Origin of the sequence: Virgibacillus sp. 6R, assembly GCF_001895305.1 — a bacterium.
Classification (GTDB): domain Bacteria; phylum Bacillota; class Bacilli; order Bacillales; family Amphibacillaceae; genus Virgibacillus; species Virgibacillus pantothenticus.
Genome location: NZ_CP017762.1, coordinates 1,309,459 through 1,326,498, shown reverse-complemented (window position 1 = coordinate 1,326,498; position 17,040 = coordinate 1,309,459). Strand labels below are relative to the sequence as shown.

Genomic DNA, 17,040 nt, shown 5'->3' with positions numbered 1-17,040 from the left:
CTAAATGGAGCAACATCATTTCTATTAGGGGATCTTCGTGTCTCCAGCTATTGCTGGAATCTTAATATAGTTTTAATAGTCATTATTCATTTTCAGTTCCTTCTGTATGAAGTTTTCCAACGATATATTCTTTAAATTATTGTTTTGCATCCAGATATGTACTACTTCACCGTTTAACTTTGCTTCATAGTGTTTTAAGATTACCTTTGTTCTTTTTTTAAAAAAGGGGAAATTTAAATGAAAAAGTATTATTATAAAAGGATAATTTCTTATTTTACGAAAGGTAATTTAAACCATTGAAAGAACTAATAATGAAAAAATTTATTGAAAAAGGTGGGTATTCGGATTATAGTGTTCAAAACCAATTTCAATGTTGATATAATACTAAATCGAATAGTGTGGAATCTCTATAAAAACATATGAAATTCGAGAATTAATAGGCAAAATTAAGCAATTAGAAAATTTAAAACTTCATTTGTAATATAGTTAAGGTTGCTTTATAATTAATAGAGCTTAGTAAAATGAGGTGCATGAAATGAAAGATGAATATATCCACCAAATAAATATTTTACAAAATAACTTTAATATCTTAGTAGCAAAAAAATTTGAGGATAAGCTAGATAATCAGCTAACAGCTAAGCAAGTATTACTGTTAGAGTTGATAAAGCAAGGGTTTACTTCAACGAAAGATATAGCTGATAAATTAAATGTTTCTACAAGTGCAGTAAGTCAAATACTAAATAAATTAGAAGACAGAGGATATATCGAACGAAATTTTAATCCGCAAGACCGACGTGAAATCATCTTGAACCTTGCTGATAAAGCCCATCAGTATTTCAGAGATTTAGCTGCTTTGAAACTTCAAATTAATAAGGACATTTATGGAAATTTATCTTCAAAGGATTTAAAGCAATTAAAGGATATATTAGAAAAAATAATAACTATTGCTGATGAAAGCGATCAATCGAATGCAAATAATTAAGAGAAAATAAATTGGAGGAAATAATAGTACAATTCTGTTGTGTTATTGGAGTGGATGATTTGACTTTGTATTATAGAGAAACTGGAAATAAGGACGGTTCAATGATGTTTTTTATACATGGTGGCGGGGTAAGTAGCTGGATGTGGGAAAAACAAATGCAATACTTCAGTCAGTATCATTGTGTTGCAATAGATTTACCAGAACAAGGGAAAAGTAATCATACAGCTAAATTTTCAATTAAATATAGTGCAGAAAGAGCGATAGAGATAATAGAGAAAATAGCAAATGATAAAAAAGTAATCGTTATTGGATTCTCTTTAGGGGCGCAAGTAGCTATTCAAATGCTGAGTATAAAACCGAATTTAATTCATTATGCAGTTATTAATAGTGCGTTAGTTAGACCAAATTCATTTGTAAAAAAACTAATTAGACCTACAATTAAATTGACGTTTCCATTGATTAAAAACAAATCATTTTCAAAACTTCAAGCAAAAACACTATATATCGATATGGAACACTTCGAAACCTATTATAAAGAAAGTTCCTTAATGAAGTCGGATACGCTTGTACGAATATTAGAAGAAAATATGTCGTTTGAATTACCTGAAGATTTTAATAAGGCAAAGGGAAAGATTTTGGTTACCGTTGGTGAAAGAGAAAAAGCAGTAATGAAAAAATCAGCAAAAGATATAATTTTAAATAATTCAAACTGTTTAGGGGTAATAATACCTAACGTTAGTCATGGAATACCTCTAGTGCATCCTGATTTTTTTAATCAATTGGTTGAGAAATGGATTATTGACGGTGAAATACCAGATGGAAAGACAATAAATATTTCTTAAATTAGTCGGTGTTTATTAATCAAATTTATTTAAATAACTTAAGAATCAAGTGAAAAGCCTCGGCTTGATCATTATAGTTTTTATATAAGTCCAACATTCCAAGACTGCTTTAAAAAGAAATATAATGAAAAGGGGAAATAGAAAATTTATTATATATTGAAACTAGAAAAACAGCGCTTACCATTTTTCTGGTGGAGTTAACTGCTTCACCTTCTTTGCGTTTCTAAATTTTTCACAGTGCCAAATCTCTTCAAGTTTGGTAAGAAGGAAGAGTGATTTTCCATGCACGCTACGGTTTTATTTTCGTGAATTTGAATAAAGCAATTATGATCAGTAGATGAAAGAGAAGTAATGTTCTTTATTCGTCTAAGTAAACAAATTACAAAATAGTTAGGTTCTATCCTGACACAACTAGCCAATAGTAGGCTTTCCTAAATATATGTAAGGAATGAGAATGCATTCCTTAAAATTTTCGTTTTCCAAGTTTTTGCATGATGGAAGAGGAAACTGTTCATTAATTCGGTTTACTTCTCTACTTTAGTTGCTTAGTTATAGGACATTCTGCTATTATCAATAGTGTTACCACAACGTTTATTTTGCTTTAAGAGGTAGCAGGACGTTTAAAAGAAAAAACTATTTCAAAGAAAACAAATTTGATACAAAAGATAAACCAATTGTTTATTCTGTATGTAACTGGCAATAACGCCAACCCTTTCATGTTACTAGGACAGATAGGGAGGAATTAATTGCAAGTTAAATGGCGCTGTGCGGTATATCCTGCATATAAGTGCTGTAAGGCTCCCGCTCTAAGAGGTGCAGAGAGTTTCCTGAGCAAGTCTAAGTGGATAACAGCCCAAAATGTCCTATTTCATAAGCGGCCTTTAGGTCATACCGTTACGGTACTAACAATAGCGGGGAAAAACGCCTCACTGATTGAAGAGTTCGCTTTATACAACATCAGTAAAGGATAAATGAAAGTACTACTCATGAATAATTCATGTTATGAATGCAATTCTGGTGTGTACCATATAAAAGTATGTAGTTTGGAGGGAAAGAAGTGGAAAAAATTTCGAAAGATCAAGTAAAACATGTTGCTCATTTGGCTCGCTTGCATGTGACAGAAGAGGAAGCAGAAATGTTTACAGAGCATTTAAGTTCGATCATTGCTTATGCAGAGCAGTTAAATGAATTGGATACAACGAATGTAGAACCGACGACGCATGTACTTGATATAAAAAATGTGATGCGTAAAGATGAGCCGAAGCAATGGATTACACAAGAAGAAGCACTGAAAAATGCTCCAGATCATCAAGATGGTCATTTTCGTGTGCCATCAATTTTGGAGTAGGGAGGGAAAAGAATGTCGTTATTTGATTACACCATCAAGCAATTAGAAGAGAAATTACATAAAGGTGAAATTACCGTGGAAGAGCTAGTAAATGCTTCCTATGAGCGTATCCATGAAGTGGATGACCGAGTTCATGCATTTCTTACATTAGATGAAGAAAAAGCAAGAACAAAAGCAAAAGAACTGGATAAGGAATCAGATAAAACAGCAGCTTTATTTGGCATTCCTAGTGGGATTAAAGATAATATTGTAACGAAATCACTGCGTACTACATGTGCCAGTCAGTTTCTAGATAATTTCCATGACCCTTTATATAACGCAACGGTTGTTGATAAACTAAATCAACAAAAAGCTGTTACCATTGGTAAATTGAATATGGATGAATTTGCAATGGGGTCATCCAATGAAAACTCAAGCTATGAACCAACTCGTAACCCTTGGAACACCGATTATGTTCCTGGTGGGTCTAGTGGTGGCTCAGCAGCTGCTGTAGCAGCAGGTGAAGTGCTATTTGCATTAGGGTCAGATACAGGCGGTTCTATTCGTCAGCCAGCAGCATTTTGCGGCGTTGTAGGATTAAAACCTACATACGGACGGGTATCTCGGTTTGGTTTAGTAGCCTTTGCGTCCTCTTTGGATCAAATTGGTCCAATTACCCGTACGGTAGAAGATAATGCACGTGTACTTGAAGTGATTTCTGGACATGATGTGATGGATTCAACGAGTGCAGATGTAGAAGTCCCTGCGTACACGAAAGCTTTAACGAACGATGTGAAGGGATTAAAAATTGCTGTGCCAAAGGAATACCTTAGTGAAGGTGTAACTCCAGAGGTTAAAGAGACAGTTATGCAAGCATTAAAGGTATATGAATCTTTAGGAGCTACGTGGGAAGAGGTTTCCCTGCCGCACTCTAAATATGCTGTTGCAACATACTACCTGCTATCTTCATCGGAAGCTTCAGCCAACCTTGCTCGCTTTGACGGGGTTCGTTATGGAGTTCGCTCTGAGAATGCAGAAAATATGATCGACATGTTCAAAAAGTCACGCAGCGAAGGATTTGGTGAAGAAGTGAAGCGTCGGATTATGTTAGGGACGTTTGCCCTTAGCTCTGGATACTACGATGCGTACTATAAAAAGGCACAAAAAGTGCGTACATTAATAAAGCAGGATTTTGATCAGATTTTCCAAGATTATGATGTGGTAATCGGACCAACTACGCCAACTCCAGCATTTAAAGTCGGGGAAAAAGTGGACGACCCACTAACGATGTATGCAAATGATATTTTAACCATCCCGGTAAATTTAGCTGGCGTACCAGGTATTTCCGTTCCGTGTGGGTTTTCTGGGGCAGGATTGCCAATCGGTCTGCAAATTATTGGAAAGCATTTTGATGAGGCTACTGTATACCGCGCTGCACATGCGTATGAGCAAGCGACGGATCATCATAAACAACGCCCTCAGCTAGGAGGTGCCAAGTAATGAATTTTGAAACAATCATTGGCTTAGAGGTACACGTTGAATTAAAAACAAAGTCGAAAATCTTTAGTCCTAGTACTAATGAGTTTGGGACAGCTCCAAACACAAACGTGAATCCAATCGATTTGGGATATCCAGGTGTTTTGCCTGTATTGAACGAAGAAGCGGTTAATTTTGCAATGAAAGCAGCAATGGCTTTAAATTGTGATATTGCGACTCATACGAAATTTGATCGCAAAAATTACTTCTATCCGGACAATCCAAAGGCTTATCAAATTTCACAATTTGATCAACCAATTGGCGAGAATGGTTGGATTGAAATTGAAGTGCATGGAAAGAAAAAACGGATCGGCATTACACGACTTCATCTGGAAGAAGATGCGGGTAAACTAACACATGGTGATGATGGTTATTCGTTGGTTGATTTTAATCGTCAAGGCACACCATTAATTGAAATTGTTTCCGAACCAGATATGCGTTCGCCAGAAGAAGCTTATGCGTATCTAGAAAAACTCAAAAACATTATTCAATATACTGGTGTGTCCGATGTGAAAATGCAGGAAGGGTCTTTACGCTGTGATGCGAATATTTCTTTACGTCCAATTGGCCAAGAAGAATTCGGAACAAAAACGGAGCTAAAGAATTTGAACTCCTTTAGCTTTGTGCAAAAAGGATTAGAATTTGAAGAAAAACGTCAAGAGAAAGAATTGCTTTCAGGAGGAAAAATCCTGCAAGAAACACGTCGTTACGATGAAAAAACCAAGGAAACGATCCTCATGCGTGTTAAGGAAGGTTCGGATGATTACCGTTATTTCCCTGAGCCTGACCTAGTTCCATTGTATATTGATGAGGCTTGGAAGGAGCGCATTCGTAAAGAAATTCCAGAGCTGCCTGATGCACGTAAAAAACGATATATGGAAGAGCTTGAGTTGCCTGAATATGATGCTACCGTGATTACCAATTCCAAACAGATGGCTGATTTCTTTGAAGAAGCTATCGCTCACGGGGCTGATATGAAGCAAGTTTCTAATTGGCTTATGGGTGAAATTTCGGCTTATATGAACAAGCATTATAAAGAGCTGGATGAATTAGCTATTACGCCAGAAGCGCTTGCCAAAATGATTCAGCTCATTGATGATGGAACCATTTCTTCCAAGATCGCTAAGAAAGTGTTCGCAGAGTTAGTGGAAAATGGTGGCGATCCGGAGAAGATTGTAAAAGAAAAAGGTCTTGTTCAAATTTCTGACGAAGGTCAATTGAAAGAAATTATTTCTAAAGTGCTTGATGAAAATGAACAATCAATTATCGATTATAAAAATGGTAAAAATAAAGCAGTTGGTTTCTTAGTCGGTCAAGTGATGAAAGCTACTAAAGGACAAGCAAATCCACCAATGGTTAACAAAATTTTATTAGAAGAAATAAACAAACGATAATAGATCACCTGGGCTATTATGATCGCTTTCAAATAGTCCAGGATTTGATCTGTAAGGCTCGGTTATGAATCATGATAGTTGGATTGGAAGTCTACGGAACATACAGCATGTAAATCTCTGTTTTCGTTAGAGTTTAACAGTAAAAACTTTTGAAGCTCGGGTTGATGCAATTAACTAATGCAGGGGTTTCATTGTGGGTAGAGGAATTTCTTTTCCATATTGGAAAGTGCCGATTCACTAAGTTGCTGTAGGCGTATTAGGTGATTGATAATCGTTGTAAGTGTTTAAAACGTGGGAAACGACAACGACAAGTTTTAACGATAGATCGATCAGCTATTTTCTGCTGGCTATTTTATCCCTATATAAGGTGCAGTAAGACTCCAAATTCAGGAGTTGGATAATCTTTACTAATAACAAGTCTAAATGGAAGATAACAGCACCTAAATGCCCTATTTCGTAAGGGGACTTTAGGTGATACCATTACGGTACTAACAATCCGTGGGGGATGAATCCCCCCAATATATGGAAGATTCCCTTTATCAGAAGCGGCTGTATTCAAATCCATTCAGTTAATTTTGACATATATAGGTGATGGTTCATAAAATCTTCCTTGTGTGTCCTCTTTTCAAAATCATAGAAAAGGGCTATGATAAAGAATAGACTGCAGGTACATCATGTTTTTTAGGTTTTTATGATAAGCATACGAATCAGGTTCGGTCTATTTAGTTACATACTTTTTAAATATCATTCTATGTTTGCAATTTTTAATAATTATGGTCCTGCATACCTGATGCAATGCGGAGGGAAAGCAATGAATAAAGCGCGTATTATTTATAATCCTACGTCTGGTAGAGAAGCTTTTAAAAAAGAATTGCCAGCTGTATTAGAGAAGCTTGAAGTAGCTGGTTATGAAACATCTGCTCATGCAACGACTTGTGAGGGAGACGCGATCCAAGCTGCAAAATTGGCTGTTGAAAGAGGTCATGACCTTGTGATTGCTGCTGGTGGAGATGGAACAATTAATGAAGTTATTAATGGGATAGCTGAGCAGGAGAGACGGCCAAAGCTTGGTATTATACCAGTGGGGACGACGAACGATTTTGCCAGAGCCCTACATATTCCACGTGATATTCAAAAAGCAGTTGATGTAATTACGGAAGGGAAATCGATGTGTTTAGATATTGGAAAAGTGAATGAGCACTATTTCATGAACATTGCTGGTGGAGGTAAACTTACTGAACTGACATATGAAGTGCCAAGCAAGCTAAAGACGATGCTTGGACAGTTAGCTTATTATATGAAGGGGATTGAGATGTTACCTTCTTTAAAACCGACAAGAGCTAAAATCGAATATGACGGCAATGTCATTGATGAAGATATTATGCTCTTTCTCATCTCCAATACTAATTCAGTTGGTGGTTTTGAAAAACTCGCTCCGGAAGCGGATATGCAGGACGGTTACTTTGATTTAATCATCTTACGCAAAACAAATTTGGCAGAATTTATCCGAATTGCGACACTAGCACTACGCGGAGCACATTTAGAGGATCGCCACGTCATCTATGATAAGGCGAAGCATGTTAAAGTGACGACAGATGAGAAAATGCAATTAAATATTGACGGTGAGTACGGGGGACTGCTTCCAGGAGAATTTGCAAATCTACAGCAGCATATTGAATTTTTCGTTCCAGCTGAATTTATCGAAAAGAATTAACGGACTGCATGTATGAACTGCACCCAAAAGTTAGATGATACATCTAACTTTGCGGTGCACATTAAGGCAGTCCTTTTGCATGTTAAAAAGTGCTTTGCGCTGTGTTGCTGAGCGAGTCCACAGATTGCTGGAAATGGAAGGCTGATCATGTTTTTATGCATCATTGTAAAGCTTGTTAATTGTGAACTCCGGCGATTTTTATGTGAACTTCAGCGATTTTACTTTTTATCCATAAATAAAGCGTTAACGAGACCTCACTATTGGTTTTTAAAGTTCACTTCCAAAAGGTGAAAAGTCATGCTAAGCTTATGAATAATAGAAGAAGTTTTAATAGGGGGTATTCTTTTGAACGGAGAATTTTATGTCGGTTGGGGGACATTAGCGTTAATTAATGCTGGGTTAGCGCAAGGGAAGAATAGAACAGCTGTTAATTGGTTTTTATTGTCTCTATTTATAGGACCAATTGCCACGCTTAGTTTGTTGCTCGTTGAGAAACGGCCAGAAGATCAATAGGTGAATTTAGATAACATAACATGGTTACATATTTCCAAGTGCATGAATTCATTATGTAACCATTAACTTCTATGATAAGATAGGAACACAAACTAGCTTATAAAGGAAGAGAATCATGGCAAAAAAAGCAGTACCAGTAAAAAAGAACGAGACCTTGACGCTCGCATTTGAAGATTTGACCCATGAAGGGAATGGAGTTGCTAAAGTAAATGGCTACCCTCTGTTTGTACCGTATGGATTGCCAGGCGAACAAGCTCTCGTTAAAGTCATAAAAGTAAATAAAAATTTTGGCTTTGGAAAGCTTCTGGAAGTAAAACAAGCAAGTCCAGATCGAGTAGAAGCACCTTGTGATGTTTATTATAAATGTGGTGGTTGCCAATTGCAGCATATGAGTTATGATCTGCAGCTGAATATGAAGCGAAACCAAGTAAAAAACGTGATGCGTAAAATTGCCCATATGAGCCATGTTCCAGTTCATCCTACACTTGGTATGACGGATCCATGGCGTTATCGTAATAAAGTGCAAATTCCGGTTGGCGAAAAGAACGGTGAGTTAATTACTGGTTTTTTTCAAAAACGCAGTCATCGTATCATTGAAGATATGGATACATGTGTCATTCAGGATGAAGTCAATGATCGTATGGTAGAAGCAGTGCGACGGATTGCCAACCAATTAGGAATCACTGCTTATGATGAATCCAAGCATCGCGGGGTGTTGCGCCATATCATGGTACGTACCGGTAGAGAAACAAAGGATACGATGATTGTTCTCGTAACGCGAACGGACAAGCTTCCAGAACAGGATAAGCTGATTCAAGCATTGACAGAAACCTATCCTCATATTAAATCGATTGTTCACAATGTGAATAAGGAAATAACGAATGTCATTTTAGGTAAAAAGACGAAAGTGATTTGGGGAGATGACTATATTTACGATACGATTGGTAACATTCGATTCGCTATTTCTGCTAAGTCGTTTTATCAAGTCAATCCCCCTCAAACAAAAGTGCTATATGAAAAAGCTTTGGAATATGCAAATCTTAATTCATCGGATGTCGTTATTGATGCGTATTGTGGCATCGGTACGATTTCATTATTTTTAGCGCAGCAGGCGAAAAAGGTTTACGGCATAGAGGTTGTTCCAGAAGCAATTAGCGATGCAAAAAGAAATGCCAAATTGAACGGAATTACCAATGTTGAATTCGTTGTAGGTGAAGCTGAGAAAGTTATGCCATGGTGGAAGGCACAAGGATTGCATCCTGACGTTATCATCGTTGATCCGCCACGAAAAGGATGTGATGGAGACTTTCTGCAAGCAATGATTGAGATGCAACCGAAACGAATTGTGTATGTTTCTTGCAACCCGTCTACATTAGCTCGAGACTTAAAAATACTAGATGAAGGCGGCTATGAAACAAAGGAAGTGCAACCAGTTGACATGTTTCCACAGACGAATCATGTGGAGGCAGTGTCTTTACTAGAAAGAAAAATGTCTAACTAAAAAGAACATTTCTCAGTGATAATAGACTTTTCCTAATAAGACCTGGATTTCGGTAAAATAAACAATTCCGATTTAGACCCCGATTTCGTGAAAATAAACATTTCCGATTTCGGGGTCTAATCCAATAATTTCTTGGGTAATAGATGAAAGAGTGGGGAGAAAAGAGTTCTTTTTCTTCCCTTTTCTTTTTTCTCTATTCCTTGTTATCACTGGGTTCAACCAATATCCCACTCAATATTTAACTCAATAACAAATCACATCCAATATTTTATCTTTTCCTCTTCCATAATTTTCTCCATTATTTTTGAGAGAACTTTATTTTAAAACAAAAAAAAGGTGGAAAAGCGGTGAAAAACGGCCATATTTTCTACCGGGATTGGGAAAAAAGAGGGTTTAGTCGGAAAACTTTATTTTAACTCTGACGGTGGAATGCGGGTTTGAGGGGGGATTTAGGGAGAGTTTATTTTAATTGTACATAGTAGAGAAAAGAAATTTAGTTTGGTTTGTAATATTTTAACCATATTAAGTAAAATAGGAGATAAGAAGGAGTAGAACAGGGTTGATATACGTAAGAATTTTACAAAGAGTGTTGCTGTAGAGTTGATATTTATAAAAATTAGTCTCTACTATCTCCCTGTTGTTTTCCACTTCTTCACGCTAAAAAGTCGATACCTACTGCTAAATAGTTGGTACATTTGAGGGAAGAGCGGGGGAAACACGAATAGGCAGAACAATCATTTAAGGTTAATCAAAACTCAATACGAATCCAGCCTGGATCCAATAGTGGTCCAGTGTTCTTTATCCAATATTCCTTTACCCCGTTTTCTATTTTCCCTCACAATATATTTCATTAAATAATCAATTACTCGGACCCCAAAACTTGAAAAAATTGTAAAACTCCCTTGGATATTGTTTTATCTATGTTATATTTGCACCCATTTATCAAAATTTAGTAGAGGAATATTATAGTTTGATAAATTAGAATGCAAAATTTATAATATATTATTTGAATTCCAATAATTTTCTGATGTTATAATAGTATTAATTACCATATTAGTAAAGTGTAGTTGCTATATTAATAGGAAGGGAGGGTGAATAAATGAAAAAGAAGGTATTTGTTTTAATGTTTTCTACGTTATTATGTTTCTCCGCATTTGGAAATCCAGTATTTGCAGAAGAAAGTGTGGCTGTTGAAAAGGAAGGCGAAGTTAATCCAGAATGGGCACCGGTTACAAGAATTTGGCATGAATTCGGACCGGTTCCATATCAAGGACGCACGGTGTATATACAAACAACTAAATATAGAGCGTCTTTCGAGGGGTACGTATCTGCTAGAAATGTAGGTGGAGGACTATTCATCTATGAAGGGTATTTATACAATTTTCAAGGGCCTATTCCGTTACCATCTAAATAGGTTTATTAGTGAATCCTTTTTAATGCCATAGGACTTATGTTTTAACACCTTTATCTTGTTGTTTACCCCCTCTATATATCCATTGTTAAAAGGATACATAAATGATTGAAAGATTTCTGTTTTCCATCGCTGAAACGTATGATAAACACGTTGAAATGAATCAATCATACCTTATTCTTTTAACGCCTGCATACATGCTTCTAATCCAGCTTTAGCTTTATCCTTATCGCTTTCTTAAACCATTGATATAACTTATTTTTAAGTGCATATGCTTTTTGTAATCTAGGATCAATCTCAAGGAGTTTTTGTACCTTTTCTGACTCTTCTTCATCCAGTTTATATACCGATTTCCATAACAGTTTTTTACTACGTTTCATCAGAAAACGTGGCTTTTTATCCAAATCCCTTTGAACTTCTCGGCGTACTTCATGCCTCATATAGTGAAATCATCTGCAATAAAAATAGTTTCCCTAATGCTATATCCTTTCAAAACACATTTCATGCTAAAATTGCTGCTATTACTGACCCTATCATAATATCCCATTCAATATTACTTTTAATAACAAATTAGTGCTCATCTGTTATGATTATTTTCCTAAACTCTTTTCTCTGGTATCTTTATCTTCATTACTTTTATATCGTTGTTTAGCCTATACCGTTGGTTCGTTTATTCCTCCAGTTTAATCGTTACCGTTTAAGGTTTAACATTTAGTAAAAATTCCCTTTAACATTGACCGAACGTCGTTCAATTGATAGAATCTAAATATAGGAGCTTTTCCGACCACCTTGTGGATACGCAAGACGAAAAAATGTGTGGATAAAAATCATGTGATATATAAAGGGTGAGCAAGTTTGGCGAAAACGCATAGTTATACCAATATTTAACCAAATACTTTCAATTTGGGCGTTAGGTGGGATAAAGATGCTTTAAATCTTCAGTATTTTGAACGATTAGATATCTACCTCACACCATTCTTAATTAGGTGTTTGAGAAATTCTAAGAAAACAAGAACATTTGCAAGAAATGTTAATTAAATAGAGGAAGGCAATAATAATAACTAAAAATTAAATAAATAATAGAATACCAATATCTAAATCGGAGGTATTAAATGTGAGAACTGTCAAGAAACCAGAAGAACGGCTGAAAGAGCTAATTGAATTAGCGAAGGAATTGTTTTTAGAAAAAGGTTACGAAAAAGTAACTGTTCGTGAAATTCTCAATAAAACAGAAAGTTCGGGAGGGCCGGGATTATTTTACCATTATTTTAAATCGAAAAAAGAGATTTATGAAGCTGTGATTAATCAAATGGCTGAAGAAACGATTTTAAAGAGAAAAAAAATCTTTCAAGAAATGGATAATTCGGATGAAAGTGTATTACTTACTATTTCAAAGTTACTCATTATGATTAGAAATGACACGTTGGAATATCAGAAATTACAATTGAAGGGCGAAAATAAACAACTTTTGGAAAGTGCTTCGAAAAAGATAATTAAATCAGAGAAAACAATGATAAAAACGTTGCTATATCAATTATTAGAAAGAAGGATTGTTCCCGAATCTCCAATATTCAATAATGATTCATGTGATTTTTTGGCGAACTTCATCATTTATGGAGCAAATGGTATTTTGGCAAACCTTGAACCAGACCAAGATAGAATCGAAGCAACTGAATATATAAAAAAAGTCATTGAAAAATTAACTTATTTACAACTATAAAATATGGTGCGAAACTATAGTTTTGAGAAAGGAGATAGTTATGTCATTCGTAGAAGTTAAGAATATTATTAAAGATTATTACAGTGGAGATATTACTACTCGGGCTCTTAATGATATTAGTTTTTCTTTAGAAGAGGGTACGTTTAATGTTATTCTAGGCCCTAGTGGATCAGGGAAAACTACACTTTTAAATATGTTAGGGGGTATGGATACTTTGACGAGTGGAACCATTAGTATTCAAAAGCAAACTATCTCATCTATGAAAGAATATGAACTTACCAATTATCGAAGAAGGTATGTTGGTTTTGTTTTTCAATTTTATAATATTATTCCTTCATTAAATGCTTTTGAAAATGTTCAATTAGTGGAAAAAATGTCTCCAGATTCATTTGACCCTTTAGAAATTTTAAAATCAGTTGGTCTAGGTCATCGTTTAAAAAGCTTTCCTCAAAATCTATCTGGAGGGGAACTACAAAGGGTATCCATTGCTCGTGCTATTTGTAAAAATCCGGAAATATTACTTTGTGATGAACCGACTGGAGCATTGGATTCAAAAACAGGAGGGAAAATTTTACAATTACTAAAAGATATGTCACTAAAATATCGCAAGACGGTTATTATTGTCACGCATAACGCTTCAATCGCTGAAGTTGCTGACAGCGTGATAAGAATTAAAGATGGGTATTTAGATTCCATAAACTTTAATGACCGACCTAAAAAAATTAGTGAAATTGAGTGGTAAAAATGCTAAAAAATCTTCTAAAAAAAAATTTCAGAGATTTTCGTTCTCATGCTTCCGAATTTAGTTCAGTATTTATTTTATCATTATTAAGCATCTTGATTTTTTCAGGATTGTTAGCTGCAAGCCAAGGAATGGAAGAGAAATTTGAGAAATGGTCAGAAAGTTCTAATATGGCTGATGAATGGGTTACTATTAGGGATCAGCAAGAAAATAAAGTACTTCAAGAATTAAAAGATAAAAAATCAATTGATCAGGTTATGCAACAACAATATCTAAATGTTAAGGTTGGAACAGCCTCTTCAAAGAAGCAGCTGCAATTGGTAATAGATAATGGAACAATTTCAAAGCCAGCAATAATTAAGGGTGACAAATTCTCTACCCAAACAAAAGGAATCTGGCTGGATAGTAATTTTGCAAAAGAAAACGATTATAAAGTTGATTCGAATATTCAATTAAATGTTAATGGTGAAACCAAAAGTTATTTAATAAAAGGATTGGTAGCCAGTCCTAACTTTATTGCATATACAGGACCAGCAAATGATATTGTAGCAGATCATGAAAAATACGGTTATGTATTAACTAACACAAAAACCATTCCTTCTTTAAAAAACGCAAGTAATCAAATATTGGTTACGAAAAATGAAGAGTATTCAGAGTTTGATTTAAAAGAAGACTTAAAAGATGTTTTAGGTACTTCATTAATTGATATTTCTAATAGGAATGAAAAAAACAATGTATCAGAGTTTATTCAGAAAAAAAATAGTGTAAAAAAACTTTCTATCATGTTCTGCACAGTTTTATTCGCATTAGTGATTTTAACAACAGAAACAACTATTAGAAGATTGGTTAATAAACAGAGAAGTATTATTGGTCTTTTGAGAGCTTTGGGATTGAGCAAGTTTAAAATTATCCTCCATTATGTCCAATACGGTTTTCTGCCAACTCTTTTTGGTGGAACTATAGGATTATTCTTTGGACCAAGGACAATTGCACCACTTATTTTAGATAAACAGAAACCACTTTTTAATATGCCATATTGGGAGGTAACTCCCTCGAAGTGGAGTTGGGTAATGCTCGGCGTATTAGTATTAATAGGGAGTATAGCAGGAATTACTGCTATTTTAAAAACACTAAAAGATGCACCAGCAAAAATAATGCAACCACAAAAAATCAAACGTACACCTAAAAATATAGTTGAAATGTTCCCGCGGCTTTGGGATAGTTTGTCTTGGGATTGGCGTTGGGTTTTACGAGATATATCCAGAGCTAAATTACGTGCTTTGATTGGTATCTTTGGTGTAATTGGTTCATTAATGCTTTTAATTTCTGGATTAGGAATCCAACAATCTTTAAATGACTCCAATGAAAAGACATTTGGTAGTGATCAGTCATATAAAAATGAGATTAAAATATCCCCTACTATAGACAAATCTATTATGGACTTGATGGACTCTGAATTAAATGGTGACTATCAAACTATTCAACAATTACCTGCAAACCTTTCGACTTCAAGGAAAGATTTGATGTCGCTAATTACAATTGTTGAACCTGGTATTTACATGAATTTTAATTCAACGGATTATGAATCAGTTAATTTAGAAAAAGAAGACGGTGTTTTTATTTCTGATTATATATCAAAACAGTTAAATGTGAGAAAGGGTGACTCGATAAAACTTATTGGTAATTTTTCTGAACAAAATTTAATTGTTCCTATTGCGGGAATCTTAAAAGTAGGGAGTCCTCAAGGTATAGTGATGAGTAAAGATTATTGGGGAGAATTAGAACAATTATATGTTCCTACTACGGTTTTAACTGGACAAAAAGTATCTAAAAAAATATCTGACGACGAGGATGTTGTTCAAGTAAATTCGTTAGCGCAAAATTTGGAAAGTGCAAATAAAGTTTTGACTTCTTTTCAGAGTATTATTATTCTACTTATCGTTTTTGCGGTTCTTCTAAGTTGGTTTATTTTATATAATCTAGGAGCACTTAATTTTACGGAAAGATATCGAGAGTATGCTACTTTGAGAGTCTTAGGCTTTAGATTGAACGAGATTCGGTCAATAATTATAAAAGATAGTATTGCTACTTGGATTATGGGAACGATTATAGGCATACCCTTAGGATTACTATTTTTAGATTCTTATGTAGCGTTAGCAAATTCTACAACTACTCAATTTTTTATGCATATAAGTAGTCTAAGAATAGGAACAGCAATCTTAATTGTTTTATTTAATGTTATATTAATTTCTCTGTTTATTTCCAGACAAGTCAAAAAAATGGATATGGCGACAGCCTTAAAAAGCGTAGAATAGTGATTGACAATATGAGATGTTTTAAAATGAGTGAAATTGTTATTGCTTTACCAATAAGATGTTAGCTATAGAGGGAATATAAGGGAGTAGATATTTGAATACGCAAATAGGTTTTATGTGAATTTTTACTTGATTCGATTAACATTCAAGAAAGAATTAAATTGTTATGGGGTTTAGCTCAAATACCATTATTGACATACAATATCTCATAAACCTTTTGCTTTCAAGCCCAGCTGACTTTATTCAGTTGGGCATTTTTGTGTATTCTAAGACTTCCTTTCAAAAAATTGCTCTTTTTTGCATGTAGAACCAATGGGTGGAGGCTATGAAAGGGGAAATCATCACCTACCTTTGCAGTTTGGGAGGAAGAGAAAAGAATGATAGAACCAGATCGTACCAAGTGACAAGTTCGTTGTGCCTTTCATGCCTTTTGTAAAACGTGTATTGAAGAATGAAGCAATTAATATTTACAACAAAAGAGAGCAAGTAAAGGAATGATATTTTCTGATCTTACACCACAAGAAGAAAAAATCAACTCTATACCTTAGCTAAGCAATAGGAAGAAGAAAAAGGACAAAGCTTTCAAGTGGCTGGATAAAGAAAATCACTCCGAAATTCTTGGTGAAGTGATGCTTTCTTTACCAAAAAAGCTTATTACTGTCCTGCTATATTACTTTTTTCAACTGTCTGCTGTAGAAATAGGTAGATTATTCGATATTCCTCGTAGCACCATACAGTATAGATTGGCTCGTTATTTCTTATCAATGATAATATGCTCCCTAAACTCTATAATAACGTGAAAAAAAGATTAACCAAACATCAAATCCTTAGGTGGTTGGTTAGGTATGTAGTATATAGTCGGTTATCGATGGTTAACAAATTTATGATTCACACTCAAAAAGGAGAGGAGAAGCACATGAAGTCTTATTAAATAAAGAATTAAATAATCTTTATATTTCTGCTTGGCATCCTCGAAGTAGATCTTACAGCATCTAATCTCCTTTCCTTATAGATTCCTTATAATTTGATAGTAGACTTTAGAT

General features: G+C 34.8%; 15 protein-coding genes. 13 read left to right on the top strand and 2 right to left on the bottom strand.

Annotated features, from left to right (window positions below):
* The first annotated feature begins 535 nt into the window (after positions 1 to 535).
* The 9 genes from BKP57_RS06020 (at position 536) to BKP57_RS05980 (ending at position 11,223) form a co-directional block, all read left to right on the top strand.
* Positions 536 to 982 carry a MarR family winged helix-turn-helix transcriptional regulator gene (locus BKP57_RS06020; protein WP_050351691.1) on the top strand — a complete coding sequence of 149 codons (447 nt, stop codon included), beginning with the start codon at positions 536 to 538 and terminating at the stop codon, positions 980 to 982.
* 59 nt (positions 983 to 1,041) lie between these two features.
* On the top strand, positions 1,042 to 1,824 hold the full coding sequence (locus BKP57_RS06015; protein ID WP_072742376.1) for an alpha/beta fold hydrolase: 783 nt from the start codon (positions 1,042 to 1,044) through the stop codon (positions 1,822 to 1,824).
* A 1,057-nt stretch (positions 1,825 to 2,881) separates the two neighbouring features.
* Complete coding sequence (gene gatC / locus BKP57_RS06005; RefSeq protein ID WP_050351689.1) at positions 2,882 to 3,172, top strand: Asp-tRNA(Asn)/Glu-tRNA(Gln) amidotransferase subunit GatC; 291 nt, start codon at positions 2,882 to 2,884, stop codon at positions 3,170 to 3,172.
* A 12-nt stretch (positions 3,173 to 3,184) separates the two neighbouring features.
* Positions 3,185 to 4,651 carry an Asp-tRNA(Asn)/Glu-tRNA(Gln) amidotransferase subunit GatA gene (gene gatA, locus BKP57_RS06000; protein ID WP_050351688.1) on the top strand — a complete coding sequence of 489 codons (1,467 nt, stop codon included), beginning with the start codon at positions 3,185 to 3,187 and terminating at the stop codon, positions 4,649 to 4,651.
* Positions 4,651 to 6,081, top strand: coding sequence for an Asp-tRNA(Asn)/Glu-tRNA(Gln) amidotransferase subunit GatB (gatB, locus tag BKP57_RS05995; RefSeq protein WP_050351687.1), 1,431 nt, complete (start codon positions 4,651 to 4,653; stop codon positions 6,079 to 6,081). Before gatA ends, gatB begins: the two co-directional genes overlap by 1 nt.
* A gap of 811 nt (positions 6,082 to 6,892) precedes the next feature.
* Positions 6,893 to 7,795: a diacylglycerol kinase gene (locus BKP57_RS05990; protein ID WP_050351686.1), complete on the top strand. Its 903-nt coding sequence runs from the start codon at positions 6,893 to 6,895 to the stop codon at positions 7,793 to 7,795.
* 345 nt (positions 7,796 to 8,140) lie between these two features.
* Positions 8,141 to 8,308: a hypothetical protein gene (locus tag BKP57_RS22460; RefSeq protein WP_169770794.1), complete on the top strand. Its 168-nt coding sequence runs from the start codon at positions 8,141 to 8,143 to the stop codon at positions 8,306 to 8,308.
* 115 nt (positions 8,309 to 8,423) lie between these two features.
* Positions 8,424 to 9,809 (top strand): 23S rRNA (uracil(1939)-C(5))-methyltransferase RlmD, encoded by a 1,386-nt coding sequence (gene rlmD / locus BKP57_RS05985; RefSeq protein ID WP_050351685.1) that lies wholly within the window; start codon positions 8,424 to 8,426, stop codon positions 9,807 to 9,809.
* A gap of 1,099 nt (positions 9,810 to 10,908) precedes the next feature.
* Positions 10,909 to 11,223 (top strand): hypothetical protein, encoded by a 315-nt coding sequence (locus tag BKP57_RS05980; protein WP_050351684.1) that lies wholly within the window; start codon positions 10,909 to 10,911, stop codon positions 11,221 to 11,223.
* On the opposite strand, the gene BKP57_RS23385 is transcribed toward BKP57_RS05980, so the two are convergent.
* Both BKP57_RS23385 and BKP57_RS23085 read right to left on the bottom strand, forming a co-directional pair.
* On the bottom strand, positions 11,209 to 11,391 hold the full coding sequence (locus BKP57_RS23385; protein WP_072741156.1) for a transposase: 183 nt from the start codon (positions 11,389 to 11,391) through the stop codon (positions 11,209 to 11,211). The genes BKP57_RS05980 and BKP57_RS23385 overlap by 15 nt on opposite strands.
* Positions 11,392 to 11,423: 32 nt before the next feature.
* On the bottom strand, positions 11,424 to 11,600 hold the full coding sequence (locus BKP57_RS23085; RefSeq protein ID WP_250637876.1) for a transposase: 177 nt from the start codon (positions 11,598 to 11,600) through the stop codon (positions 11,424 to 11,426).
* Positions 11,601 to 12,334: 734 nt separating this feature from the next.
* Between BKP57_RS23085 and BKP57_RS05965 the strand changes: the two genes are divergently transcribed.
* The 4 genes from BKP57_RS05965 (at position 12,335) to BKP57_RS23275 (ending at position 16,797) form a co-directional block, all read left to right on the top strand.
* Positions 12,335 to 12,940: a TetR/AcrR family transcriptional regulator gene (locus BKP57_RS05965; protein WP_050351683.1), complete on the top strand. Its 606-nt coding sequence runs from the start codon at positions 12,335 to 12,337 to the stop codon at positions 12,938 to 12,940.
* Positions 12,941 to 12,980: 40 nt separating this feature from the next.
* On the top strand, positions 12,981 to 13,682 hold the full coding sequence (locus BKP57_RS05960; RefSeq protein WP_050351682.1) for an ABC transporter ATP-binding protein: 702 nt from the start codon (positions 12,981 to 12,983) through the stop codon (positions 13,680 to 13,682).
* Between the two features lie 2 nt (positions 13,683 to 13,684).
* Complete coding sequence (locus BKP57_RS05955; RefSeq protein ID WP_050351681.1) at positions 13,685 to 15,997, top strand: ABC transporter permease; 2,313 nt, start codon at positions 13,685 to 13,687, stop codon at positions 15,995 to 15,997.
* A gap of 590 nt (positions 15,998 to 16,587) precedes the next feature.
* Positions 16,588 to 16,797 (top strand): sigma factor-like helix-turn-helix DNA-binding protein, encoded by a 210-nt coding sequence (locus BKP57_RS23275; RefSeq protein ID WP_335725527.1) that lies wholly within the window; start codon positions 16,588 to 16,590, stop codon positions 16,795 to 16,797.
* The last annotated feature ends 243 nt before the right edge of the window (positions 16,798 to 17,040 follow it).